Below are 12,378 nucleotides of genomic sequence, written 5' to 3'. Positions count from 1 at the left end.
ATTTACAGGCCTTAACCTTTGTAAAGCAGGCCGTTGACGCCGCCAGCCCCCGCACTGGGGTACACTGTATGAATATGATCATCAATCGGAAGGGAAACATGAACAACCGTCCCCTGAAATGGGTGGCCTTGCTGCCGTTATTGACACTCCTCTCGGCGTGCAGCACCCATCACGTTCTCGTCAAAAAAGCGGATATGGAAGCCGCCAATCAGTGCCTGTTGGCACAACAGCAGCGCGATCTGACTTTTGAGCAACAACAGCAGCAAATTGCCGAGGCGCTGGAGCTGCTGCGCCAGAGCATTGAGCTGCAGCAACAGGATGAGCAAGCGCTGCGCGATCTGGTTGAAAGTGAACGAGACGGGCGTGAGTCCAGGGGCGCTGGTAGCGAATGTGCGCAGGGCCTGGCACTGCCGGTTCCCGGTGACGCCATGGACAAAAAGGTCGTGGGTGCCAAAGAGCGGGTACTGCTGACGGACCTGGGAATTGTCTTGCAGTCACGGGTCGACACAGGCGCGACCACCTCCTCCATGGACGCCCGGGAGATTGAGATCTTTGAGCGCAACGGTGAAGAGTGGGTGCGGTTCAAAATTCACGACCCGGACCTGGACCAGTTGGTGGAGCTGGAACGTCCCCGGTCGCGCAAAGTCCGTATTATTCAGGCCAGCAGCGAAGATGTTGAAAAACGCCCGGTGGTGGAGATGCGCATCACCATGGGTTCCCTGACCCAGATGGCGGAATTCACCCTGTCAGATCGCAGCCATATGGAGTTTCCCCTGTTAATTGGCCGCAATGTCCTGCGCGATGTCATGTTGGTAGACGTCGCCCGGGATAATATTACCGAACCCAAACCGCCCAAACCTTCGGATGTCGACAAGAGCACTGACGAATGACCCAATCCCGCGTCCCCTTCTACCTGATTGTGGTGAGTCTGGTGGTGGCCGGGTTGGCGACCGCCTGGGCCCGGCATGTGGAAATGGAGCTGCCCTTCTGGCCCGGTGAGCAGCGGCCGGTCTGGTTGGTGGAGGCCCGGGTCGATTTTCAGGCCACCGGGGGCGAGGTACTGGTCAGTCTGGATTTGCCCGATAATCCGCCGGATTTCCGCCTGCACACCGAACACGCAACGTCCCCCGGGTACGGCTTCTCCATCATCGAAGAGGGTGGTGATCGCCGGGGGGAGTGGTCCAAACGCGAAGCGAGGGGGCCTCAAACGCTGTATTACAAAGCGCAACTGATCGGTGGTGTGTCGGAAGTAGGGCCGCAACCAAGCCCCGATGATGAGCAACAAGCGCCGAAGCCCCGCTCCCTGTACTGGGAAGAGCCGCAGGATACAGCGGCCAATCAGTTGTTGTCCCAGGCGCTGGAGACATCCAGTACCCCCGAGAGCCTGACCCGCGAGCTGATCAAGCGACTGAACAACCCGACCGGCGATCAGAATGCGTCGTTGCTGATCGAAGAGGTGGGCAGTCGTTCCCTGCTGCTGGAACGGCTGCTGAACCAGGCCGATATTCCCGCCCGTCAGGTCATGGGTCTGTTTTTGGAAGACGCCCGTCGCCGCCAGACATTGACCCCGATGGTGGAAGCCTACAATGGTGAGGAGTGGGTGCTGTTCAACCCTCAGACCGGTGAACAGGGCGTGCCGGAGAACCTGGTGCTCTGGCATCGCGGCGGAGCCTCCCTGCTCGATGTCACCGGGGGGCGCAACTCCGGGGTCAGCTTCTCCATGATCCGCCAGACCGTGCCCGCTGAAGAGCTGGCGGTGGCGCAATTCAGTGACAGTGCCTTCGCCCTGCTGGGGGTTCAGCAGCTTCCCATTGAAGAGCAGAGCATGTTCAAAATGCTTTTCCTGTTGCCGCTGGGTGCATTGGTCGTGGTTTTCATGCGTATTATTGTGGGCTTGAAAACCTCCGGTACCTTTATGCCGGTACTGATCTCCCTGGCGTTTCTGCAAACCTCACTGCTGCCCGGGCTGATCAGTTTTGTGGTGGTGGTATCGCTCGGACTGATGCTGCGCAGCTACCTGTCACACCTGAACCTGTTGCTGGTGGCTCGGATCGCGACGCTGGTGGTGCTGGTGATCTTCCTGATTTCGATGCTGAGCCTGCTCGGCTATCAGTTGGGTTTCAGTACCGGTATGACCATCACCTTTTTCCCGATGATCATCATCGCCTGGACCATTGAGCGCATGTCGATTCTCTGGGAGGAGGAAGGTGCCCACGAAGTGGTGATTCAGGGCGGGGGCAGTCTGCTGGTGGCGGTGATGGCCTATCTGTTGATGCAGCTGCCCCTGGCCAACCATCTGAGCTTCAACTTTCCGGAGCTGAACCTGGTGATCCTGGCGTTGATCATGCTGATGGGCCAATACACCGGCTATAAATTGTCGGAATTGCGCCGGTTCCGGGCCATGGCGCTGGAGCAGGAAGCCGCCGCGGGGTCGGACAAATCATGAAGTGGATCAGCCCCTGGCGCCTGAAAAAGCTGGGTATTCTCGGCATGAATGCCCGCAACCGGGAGTTTATTGGCCGCTACAATACCCGCTCGCGCTATCCGCTGGTGGATGACAAACTGAAAACCAAACTGCTCACCGAGGAGTTTGGTTTGGCAACGCCGGCCCTGCGCTTTGTGGTGTCGGAGCAGCACGCGATCAGCCACATCGAGAAACAGCTTCACGAACTCGATGGCTTCGCGGTGAAGCCTGCCAAAGGCTCCGGCGGTAAAGGCATTCTGGTGATTACCGGCCGCAATGGAGGCAAGTTTGTAAAGGCCTCCGGAGCGGAAATTGACATTGAAGAAATCCGTCGGCACATGTCCAACACTCTCGCCGGTCTCTACTCCCTGGGGGGCAAGCCCGATGTGGTGATCGTCGAGGACCTGATTGAGTTCGACGATATTTTTGAGGGCTATTCCTACGAGGGCGTGCCGGATATCCGTGTGGTGGTCTTCAAAGGCTACCCGGTGATGGCCATGCTGCGCCTGGCCACCCATGCCTCCGATGGCAAGGCGAATCTCCACCAGGGCGCCGTGGGCGTGGGGCTGGATATTGCCACGGGACGCTGCCTGAAGGCGGTCCAGTTCGGTCTGGGCGTCTCGTTGCACCCGGACACCAAGAAGCCCCTGAACGAAATCAAGGTGCCGGACTGGCGCTCAATGCTGGTGCTCGCCTCGCGCTGCTATGAAATGACCGGTCTGGGATACATCGGCACCGACATTGTGCTCGATAAAAGCCGGGGACCCCAGCTCCTGGAGCTCAATGCCCGTCCGGGGCTGGCGATCCAGGTGGCTAACGGCTTGGGACTGCTACCCCGATTGCGCCATATTGAGTCCCTGAAGGCTGGCCTGCACAAGACGCCGGAAGCCCGGGTGGATTACGTGATCAAGGCCTTTGCCGAGGCGATTCCCGAGGACCCGGCGGCCGGGCCAGCCCAAAAAATTGCCTGATTCCCTTCGGTTTACGCGCAAACCGCCGATACGCTAGTGTACCCCCCTGACATCAGATGTACTTCGAATTCCGAGACTGCCCATGAACGGTAAGGCGCAACACGCCCAGAAACTGCTGCTTTTCAAGCTCACGCCTACTCAGAGCTTTGCGATGGGCACGCTCAAGGTGCGTGAGATCATTCCCTATACCCGTTTCAACCGCATTCTGCAGGAACACCCGGCGATTCTCGGCGCGACCACCGTGCGGGGCAAAACCATACCGGTCATCGATATGGCGGCGGCGGTAGGCTACAAACCCTTGTCCGACGAGGAGATGCGTCAGGGGTCGATCATCATAACCGACTGCCAGCGCAAGGACATTGGCTTTCTGGTGCGCGGTATCGACCGGATTGTGGATGCCAACTGGAAAGAGGTGAAGGCGCCCCCGCAGATGCTGGGCAAGAGGGCCTTTGTCACCGGCCTGTATATGCACGAGGATCAGGCGGTTCAGTTGATCGACCTGGAACTGCTTTTTGCCCAGGTTTACCCCGACCCGCCGGGCCGCCGCCGGGCGGTGCTGACCGATGTCCAGCGGGAGCAGCTCAAACCGCTGAATATCCTGCTGGTGGACGACTCCCATGTGGCCCGCAAGCAACTCCAGGATGCGCTGGACGGACTGAATATTCCCTATCAGGTACTGACCAATGGCGAAAAAGCCCTGCAGCGCATGCGCCAGGCGGCCAAAGACAACAACGCCATTGATATTCTGGTGAGTGATATCGAAATGCCGGGGCTCGACGGTTACGAGCTGGCCTTCAGCGTGCGCGACGACAAGGCGCTGAGTCACGCTTACATCATTCTGCACACCTCACTGAACAGCGAAATGAGTGTGAGCTATGCCCATCAGGTTGGCGCCAATGAAGCGCTCACCAAGTTCGACGCCGAGGAACTGGTCCACGCTATGCTTCGCGGCGCCAAAACACTGACCGAGGGCTGACCCCTACTTTCGGAAGAAAGCCATATAGGCGCCGGCAACGGCTGCGGCGGCGCCGCCTATCAGAAACCACAGGGTCTCGTCGGTGAACCGACCGGTGAACGCCTCCGCCACCTGGTCGCCCACCGATTGGGAGGACTGCCAACCGAAATACAACAGAATAAGGCCGACGACCAGCAGTATTAGCCCGATCAGTTTATTGGTTGTCATAGCGCGACTCCCGTCACAGTGAATGAATGTCCTGCTTGGGGAGTATAGACCATGGGTTACAACACCATGACGCCTTCGGCTTCGAACAGCGCGCCCTTGGGCAACTGGTTGATACCCACCGCAGCACGGGCGGGGAACGGCTGGCGGAAATGCCGGGCCATGACTTCATTGACCACGGTAAAGTTGTCCAGATCGGTCAGATAGAGGTTCAGCTTGACGATGTGGTTCAGGCTGCCATTGGCGGCTTCACACACGGCGGCCAGGTTTTTAAAGACCTGCTCGGCCTGGGCTTCAAAGCCTCCGTCCACCAACTCCATGGTTTCCGGGTTCAGCGGAATCTGGCCCGACAGGTAAACGGTATTGTCGACTTTGACGGCTTGCGAGTAAGTGCCGATGGCCTCCGGGGCCTTATCGGTGTGGATCACGGCGCGGTTGGTCATAACAGAATCCTTCGGTAATGCTCTGCGTGGGAAAACCACTCAGTATAGTGATTGGCGGGCGTCAGGGCCAGATATTGCGCGGCGCCCTCATCGGGACGCCCTGCGCGAGCTACCAGAAATGGGGTACAATGCGCGCCTTTGTGGTGCAGCCCACCATAAGCCTCTTTCCCCACAAACGACAATCACAACAACGCTCCGAATGACGGTATGCAGCACAGTAGGCGGCATACCGGCGGTGGCGTCGTTCACAGTTACGGACCGCACATGACCACTTCCACCAGCCCGACCCTGACCAAAGCCCAGATGTGGCTGATCGAAATCGCCCTGGCCGTGGGCGGTTTTGGTATCGGTACCGGGGAGTTCGCTACCATGGGCCTGATGCCGGGTATCGCCGAGGGTCTGGGGGTGAGCGAGCCTCAGGTCGGTCATGTCATCAGCAGCTACGCACTGGGTGTGGTAGTGGGGGCACCGCTGCTGGCGGTGTTTGGCGCGCGGCTGTTCCGGCGGCACTTGCTGATCGGTCTGATGGGCTTTTACACCCTGGCCAATATCGCCAGTGCCCTGGCGCCCAGCTATGAGTCGCTGCTGGCATTCCGGTTTATTGCTGGCCTGCCCCACGGTACCTATTTCGGGGTGGCCGCCCTGGTGGTGGCCAGTCTGGCGCCGCCCAGTGATCGGGGCAAGGCGGTCAGCCGGGTGATGATCGGGCTGACCCTGGCGGTGTTGATCGGCAACCCGCTGGCAACCTGGCTGGGTCAGTCCATCAGTTGGCGCTATGCTTTTGTCCTGGTCGCGGCGGTGTCGTTTCTGACGGTGATCCTGATTGTCATTTACCTGCCCCTGGACCGAAACCAGCCCCGTAACCGCCCGGTGGCCGAACTCAAGGCGTTTCACCGCCCTCAGGTATGGCTGGCCCTGATGATCGGTGCCACCGGCTTTGCCGGCGTCTTCTGCGTGTTCAGCTATCTGGCCCCTACCCTGCTGTACGTCACCGAGGTGGAAAAAGGCTGGATTCCCATCGCCATGGCGACCTTCGGCGCGGGCGGCTTTCTGGGCAATATTCTCGGCGGCTGGTTGTTCGACAAATTCCAGTTCAAGGCGGTGGGCGGCGCGTTGCTCTGGAGCCTGGCGGTGTATCTGGTGTTCCCTTCGGCCACCGGTGAGCTGTGGAGCATTCTGATGATGACCTTCCTGGTGGGCACGGTGGCGGCGGTATCACCGCCCCTTCAGACCCACCTGATGGATGTGGCGGTGGGCGCCCAGACCCTGGCTGCCGCCTCCCACCACGCGGCCTTCAATACGGCGAATGCCATTGGCCCTATGCTGGGAGGCCTGGCGATTTCGGCGGGCTTGGGTTGGAGTTCGACGGGTTATGTCGGTGCCACCACGGCCGTGGCGGGGCTGGTGTTTTTCGCATTGGCCTGGCGGATGGAGCGGCGCAATCCGCGACCGGCTAGCGCTTGACCACCGATTCGCGCTTCACGATCGTCGGAGTGTATTTGAAAGTGACTCCGGGCTCTGGGCGGTTTCCCGAGGCGTAACTCAATGCCAGCTCGGCGGCACGCATCGCCATGACCTCCACCGGATAGCGTAGGGTGGTGAGTTTGGGGCGACAGTACTTCGCCAGCAACACATCGTCGTAGCCGATTACCGAAACTTCGTTGGGTACGTCAATGCCGTGATCCTGCAGAATGGTCATGGCGCCGGATGCCATGGCGTCGTTGTAGGCGAGAACGGCGGTAAACTGCTTACCCTTGGCTAGCAGATTCTGGACCGCAATCTCCCCTCCCTCCTGATCCGGCGTGCTGTACTCGATATTGGCATCGGGCAGAGCTATACCCGCTTGCTCCAGCTCCTCCCGGATGCCCTGAATCCGCTGCACCGGGTCTTCAATCTGATAGCGACTGCTGATTACGGCGATATCCCGGTGGCCCTGGCTGAGCATGTATTTGGCCATGGCCCGACCGCCGGCGACGTTGTCGAGCCAGACGCAGCGATTGGCTATTTCGGGGATGTAGCGGTTGATCAACACAAAGCCGGGCACCTGTCCGGCCAGATCAATCAGTGTCTCGTCATCCAGCGCCTTGCTGTGTACCACCATGGCTTCGCAGCGATGCTCCAGTAGGGTTTCGATCGCCTGGCGTTCGGTCTCTCGTTCGATGGAGCCGGAACTCATCAGGATCTGGACGCCTTGTTTGCGCGTGGTGGCTTCAATGCCATGGGCCAGGGTTGCAAAGAATGGATCGGACAGTTCGGCAAGCACCACGCCCAAGGAGGCGCTACGTTTGTTGACCAGGGCTCGGGCGTTGGCATTGGGCCGGTAGCCCATTTCGTCCATGATTTTCTTGATGCGTTCACGGGTGGCCTTGCCAACCTTGGGACCATCGTTGATGACCCGGGAAACCGTGGCCAGCGATACGCCGGCGGCATTGGCAATGTCTTTAATGGTGGCCATTGAGTAAACCTGTTCCAGAATAAGCGGTAACAATACCAGATCCGCTAAGGTGTCGCAGCTTAAGAGTGAGAGCCGTTGTAATCGTTTAACCTTCCTGGCCGTAATGATGCATTTTCAAGCCACCTGTTGGCAAAAATCTTAGGATTACCGGCAACGAATAACATTGCAATTATAAATTATTATAAATAATATATATTCGGCTTATTGGCTTTTTCTCAGGAATAATTGGCAGAATATTTTTATTTTTTGGCGGTTGTTGCCATTTAATAGCGAGGGGGAGATAGTTTTTTGTTTGTGAAGCAGCTTTAAAATCGGAGGGAAAACGTATAACCTGTCAGAAATTCCCGGATAACAAGAGGGTGGGCATGAAAATTCTGGTAACCGGTGGCTTGGGTTATATAGGTCTCCACACTTGTGTGGAGCTGCTCTCCCAGGGCCACCAGGTAGTGATTCTGGACAATCTGGCTAACAGCAAACGCTCGGGACTGGATCGCCTTAAGCAAATCTCTGGTCAGAGTCCGAGCTTTTACGAGGCGGACATCAGAAACCGGGCAGCCTTGGAGTGCATTTTCACCGACCATCGTTTTGACGCTGTTATGCACTTCGCTGGGTTAAAGGCGGTTGGCGAGTCCACACAGATTCCGTTGGACTACTACGATGTCAATGTCCATGGTACCCGACAATTGGTGTCGGTTATGCTGGAGCACCATGTGTCTTGCATCGTGTTCAGCTCGTCGGCCACTGTCTATGGTAATCCGGCGTCGGTACCGATTCAGGAAGACTTCCCTATGTCGGCGACCAACCCTTATGGTCGCACCAAATGGCTGGCGGAACAGATGCTCGAAGACGTGGCGCATGCTGAGCGTGATCTGAGTGTCATTCTGTTGCGCTATTTCAACCCCGGCGGTGCCCATGAGAGCGGTCTGATCGGGGAAGATCCCAACGGCATTCCCAACAATCTCATGCCCTACATCGCTCAGGTGGCGGTGGGACGACGGCCTTCATTGTCGATATTTGGTAACGACTACCCCACAAAAGATGGCACCGGAGTACGCGACTACATCCATGTGGTGGACCTGGCGCGGGGCCACCTGGCGGCACTAGAGCACTGCCACACGGACGCTGGGGTCCACATCTATAACCTGGGTACCGGACGTGGTTACAGCGTTCTCGACATCGTGGACGCATTCGAGCGGGCGACTGGTCGCCCTATTCCCTATGAGTTGGCTCCCCGTCGCGCAGGCGATATCGCAGAGTGCTGGGCCGATCCTGCCAAAGCTGAGCGAGAATTGCACTGGCGGGCGGAGCTTGGCATTGATCTCATGGCAGAGGATGTTTGGCGCTGGCAGTCTACGAACCCGAATGGCTTTCAATAATGGAACTCGGGGAATCAATTACTTGCGTAATTAACCTGTGAGGATTTAATAATGATAATTCTAAAACGCGATTTTAGCTTATGTTGGAGGCCTATTTTAGCCTCTGTCGGGCTACTCTCGATGGCCGCGTGCAGCGATGGTGATTCGGTAGTGGACGTCACCGTCACAGATTTCGGTAAAACTCCTAAGGGTGAGGATGTTTCCGAATTTACTCTGAGCAACGACCAGGGAATGACGGTTCGCATTTTGAACTATGGTGGCATCATCCGGTCAATCGAGGTTCCGGATGAACAGGGCAATATCGACGATGTCGTACTTGGGTATGAAAGCTTTGATGAGTACGTCAATGATACCAAGTATTTTGGCGCTATAATCGGGCGATACGGTAATAGAATAGCCGGAGGTCATTTTCAGCTGAATGGGGAAACCTATGAGCTTGAGAAAAACAATAACGGTAATCACCTGCACAGCGGAAGCACCGGATTCCACAAGCAAGTATGGCAGGCTGAACCTTATAATACCCAAGAGACCGCAGGAGTTCGGCTACGACTGGTCAGTCCAGATGGAGAAGGTGGTTACCCCGGAACGCTGACCACTACGGCGGTCTATGAGCTCAACCAAGAGAACGAGTTGCGCTTGACCCTAGAGGCGAAGACTGACATGCCGACTCCTGTAAGCCTGACTAATCATGCCTACTTTAATCTGGCTGGTTCGGGATCCATCGCCGACCATCGTTTACAAATCCGCGCCGATCATTTTACACCGGTAGGCGAAGGATTGATTCCAACGGGTGAGATTCGTTCGGTTTCTGAAACGCCGTTTGACTTTACTAAGCCCAAGGCAATTGGCGAAAGTATTGGGGAAAATAACCGACAACTGACTTTCGGCCACGGCTACGATCACAACTGGGTCTTGTCAGAGGAATCGCCCAATGACTTGCAGGTGGCGGCAGTTCTCAGTGACCCGGCATCGGGCAGAAGAATGACCTTAGTCACTGACAGTCCGGGCTTGCAGTTCTATTCGGGTAACTTTCTTGACGGCTCGACTCGGGGTAAAAATGGGCTCGCTTATGAGCACCGAACGGCTCTGTGTCTGGAGCCCCAGTACTTTCCTGATTCACCCAATAATCCCAATTTCCCTGACACCATCCTGCGTCCGGGGGACACCTATAAACAGCAGATCATCTACCGCTTCTCCGCGCGATAGTGATTTTGGCAGACGTTAAACTGAAACACAGCAGAGCATTGGAAATGAACAACACCTTTGATCCGACTGAGCATCCACATCGCCGTCTTAACCCCATGACAGGCGACTGGGTGCTGGTTTCTCCGCATCGGGCCAAACGGCCGTGGCAGGGCCAGTCTGAGCTACCGGACACCGAAAGGCGGCCACCCTACGATCCGGACTGTTATCTGTGCCCGGGCAATCGGCGAGTAAATGGTGAGCAGAATCCGTGCTACGAATCTACGTATGTTTTTGAGAATGATTTTGCCGCGCTCAAACCCGATACGCCATCTGTGAGTACCAACGACCCCCTGTTCACTATGGCCGCCGAGCAGGGGCGCAGTCGAGTCATCTGCTTCTCGCCTGATCATAGAAAAACACTTCCTGAATTGAGTATTTCGGAGCTCATGGCCGTCATCAATTGTTGGCAGGAGCAGACTCGAGAGCTGGGGCGTGAGTATCGCTGGGTACAGGTGTTCGAGAACAAAGGGGCGATGATGGGGTGCTCCAATCCCCATCCTCATGGGCAAGTGTGGGCACAGCAGCAAATACCGACCATGGCGGCGCGCAAACTTGAGCGTTTCAGGGCCTATTATCAGGCGAATGGTCGATCCATGTTGGCGGATTATGCTGAACGTGAAGTTGAACAGCGAGAACGCCTGGTTTTTGAAAATCGGGATTGGTTGGTAATGGTTCCCTATTGGGCCGCCTGGCCGTTTGAAACATTGTTGTTGCCGCGTTTTGAACTGGCCCGTCTGTCAGATCTGAATTCAGACCAGCGCGAATCGCTGGCTGAAGCTATCCAGCGTCTGACGACGTTGTACGACAATCTTTTCCAGGTGTCTTTTCCCTACTCAATGGGCTGGCATGGCGCCCCCTTTGATCAAAGTGCTCATCCTGAGTGGCGTGTTCATGCCCATTTCTATCCTCCCCTGCTACGTTCGGCCACGGTGCGTAAGTTCATGGTGGGATACGAAATGTTGACGGAAGCTCAGCGTGACTTGACGCCTGAGCAAGCCGCCGAGAGATTACGATCTCTTTCGGCGATTCATTACAAACGGGAGCAGAACCATGGCTGAATTCAACAAGCTGGCGCAAGCCTTTGAGTATTACTTTCAGTGTGCCCCCGATGTGATGACTCGCGCGCCCGGTCGTGTCAACCTAATTGGTGAACATACGGATTACAATCAAGGCTTCGTATTTCCGGCCGCGATCAATTTCGGTACTGATGTTGCTGTCGGCCGGCGAGACGATCGCATTATCTCTGCAGTTGCTATGGATTACTCTGGTGCAACCAGTTACTTCAGCATGGATGACATTCGATTTGATCAGGCGCAACCCTGGAGCAATTATGTCCGGGGGGTCTTGAAAGTTCTGAGTGAAACGTACGATTTTAACGGCGTGAACATGATAATTACCGGCAATGTACCCCAGGGGGCAGGACTGAGTTCATCCGCCTCATTGGAAATAGCGGTACTCAAGGCGGTGGCCAGTTTGTATAAGTTGCCGCTCAGTGGCGTCGAAGCTGCTCTAATCGGGCAGCGGGCCGAGAATGAGTTCGTCGGTTGTTCTTGCGGGATTATGGATCAACTCATCTCGGCACTAGGCAAAGCGGGAAATGCGCTGCTACTCGATTGCCAGTCGCTCGCTTATGAATACCATCCTATTAATCCCGATTATCAGGTCGTCATCGTCAACTCCAACGTTAAACGGGGATTAGTGGACAGCGAGTACAACCTACGCCGAGAACAGTGTGAAGAGGCGGCAAGTCTTCTGGGGGTAGAGTCTTTGCGTGCGGCGACTATGGACCAACTTTACGCCGGGCGAGAACGAATGTCTGATCCGGTATTCCGACGTGCCCGCCACGTTATATCCGAGAATGATCGGACTCTCGCCATGGGCCGAGCGCTGGAGGAGTCGGATTACCGAATCGTCAGTCAACTGATGGCGGAGTCCCATCGCTCTATGCGGGAAGACTTTGAAATCACAATCGAACCGGTAGATACCCTGGTTGCCATTATCGACGAGGTCATTGGTACCCAAGGCGGGGTGCGCATGACCGGAGGCGGATTCGGTGGCTGTGTTGTGGCCCTGGTGCCCAAGGAACTGGTTCCTTCGGTGGAGAATGCGGTATCGGTTGAGTATCACGCCCGCACGGGTATTCGAGAAAGTCTTTATATTTGTACGGCAGAGCAAGGGGCATTCAGTGAAACCTCTTTAGACGAAAATTGTTAACTCAATCACCGTAATAATAAAAAGGTTTAC

The 12,378-nt window shown here is 56.5% G+C and carries 12 protein-coding genes; 9 read left to right on the top strand and 3 right to left on the bottom strand.

What is annotated here, in order from left to right:
- Window positions 1-98: 98 nt before the first annotated feature.
- The 4 genes from EDC38_RS11765 (at window position 99) to EDC38_RS11750 (ending at window position 4,411) form a co-directional block, all read left to right on the top strand.
- Window positions 99-890 carry an ATP-dependent zinc protease family protein gene (locus tag EDC38_RS11765; RefSeq protein ID WP_170162908.1) on the top strand — a complete coding sequence of 264 codons (792 nt, stop codon included), beginning with the start codon at window positions 99-101 and terminating at the stop codon, window positions 888-890.
- Window positions 887-2,446, top strand: a complete 1,560-nt coding sequence (locus EDC38_RS11760; RefSeq protein ID WP_123638671.1) for an inactive transglutaminase family protein — start codon at window positions 887-889, stop codon at window positions 2,444-2,446. The genes EDC38_RS11765 and EDC38_RS11760 overlap by 4 nt, the downstream gene beginning before the upstream one ends.
- Window positions 2,443-3,435 (top strand): alpha-L-glutamate ligase-like protein, encoded by a 993-nt coding sequence (locus EDC38_RS11755; RefSeq protein WP_123638670.1) that lies wholly within the window; start codon window positions 2,443-2,445, stop codon window positions 3,433-3,435. The genes EDC38_RS11760 and EDC38_RS11755 overlap by 4 nt, the downstream gene beginning before the upstream one ends.
- Before the next feature lie 82 nt (window positions 3,436-3,517).
- On the top strand, window positions 3,518-4,411 hold the full coding sequence (locus EDC38_RS11750) for a chemotaxis protein (RefSeq protein ID WP_123638669.1): 894 nt from the start codon (window positions 3,518-3,520) through the stop codon (window positions 4,409-4,411).
- A 3-nt stretch (window positions 4,412-4,414) separates the two neighbouring features.
- Here EDC38_RS11750 and EDC38_RS11745 read toward each other — a convergent pair whose 3' ends face one another.
- Together EDC38_RS11745 and EDC38_RS11740 are read right to left on the bottom strand one after the other, a co-directional pair.
- On the bottom strand, window positions 4,415-4,618 hold the full coding sequence (locus EDC38_RS11745) for a DUF3185 family protein (RefSeq protein WP_123638668.1): 204 nt from the start codon (window positions 4,616-4,618) through the stop codon (window positions 4,415-4,417).
- Between the two features lie 56 nt (window positions 4,619-4,674).
- The gene (locus EDC38_RS11740) at window positions 4,675-5,058 is read right to left on the bottom strand and encodes a RidA family protein (RefSeq protein WP_123638667.1); all 384 of its coding nucleotides are present in this window, start codon (window positions 5,056-5,058) and stop codon (window positions 4,675-4,677) included.
- 264 nt (window positions 5,059-5,322) lie between these two features.
- On the opposite strand from EDC38_RS11740, the gene EDC38_RS11735 reads away from it, so the two are divergent.
- Complete coding sequence (locus tag EDC38_RS11735) at window positions 5,323-6,522, top strand: MFS transporter (protein WP_123638666.1); 1,200 nt, start codon at window positions 5,323-5,325, stop codon at window positions 6,520-6,522.
- Here the strand turns inward: EDC38_RS11735 and EDC38_RS11730 are convergent.
- Window positions 6,512-7,513, bottom strand: coding sequence for a LacI family DNA-binding transcriptional regulator (locus EDC38_RS11730; protein WP_123638665.1), 1,002 nt, complete (start codon window positions 7,511-7,513; stop codon window positions 6,512-6,514). The genes EDC38_RS11735 and EDC38_RS11730 overlap by 11 nt on opposite strands.
- Window positions 7,514-7,878: 365 nt before the next feature.
- Here EDC38_RS11730 and galE point away from each other — a divergent pair, with 365 nt between their 5' ends.
- The 4 genes from galE to galK are packed head-to-tail and all read left to right on the top strand — an operon-like array spanning window position 7,879 to window position 12,348.
- Window positions 7,879-8,889: a UDP-glucose 4-epimerase GalE gene (gene galE / locus EDC38_RS11725; protein WP_123638664.1), complete on the top strand. Its 1,011-nt coding sequence runs from the start codon at window positions 7,879-7,881 to the stop codon at window positions 8,887-8,889.
- A gap of 51 nt (window positions 8,890-8,940) precedes the next feature.
- A complete protein-coding gene (locus EDC38_RS11720) occupies window positions 8,941-10,095 on the top strand; it encodes an aldose epimerase family protein (protein ID WP_123638663.1) in 1,155 nt (384 codons plus the stop codon).
- Between the two features lie 44 nt (window positions 10,096-10,139).
- Window positions 10,140-11,192: a UDP-glucose--hexose-1-phosphate uridylyltransferase gene (locus EDC38_RS11715; protein ID WP_123638662.1), complete on the top strand. Its 1,053-nt coding sequence runs from the start codon at window positions 10,140-10,142 to the stop codon at window positions 11,190-11,192.
- Entirely contained in the window at window positions 11,185-12,348 is a 1,164-nt protein-coding gene (gene galK / locus EDC38_RS11710) for a galactokinase (protein WP_123638661.1), read from the top strand. Before EDC38_RS11715 ends, galK begins: the two co-directional genes overlap by 8 nt.
- The last annotated feature ends 30 nt before the right edge of the window (window positions 12,349-12,378 follow it).

The organism is Marinimicrobium koreense (genome assembly GCF_003762925.1).
Lineage (GTDB): Bacteria > Pseudomonadota > Gammaproteobacteria > Pseudomonadales > Cellvibrionaceae > Marinimicrobium > Marinimicrobium koreense.
This window is presented reverse-complemented; position numbering and strand designations above follow the sequence as displayed.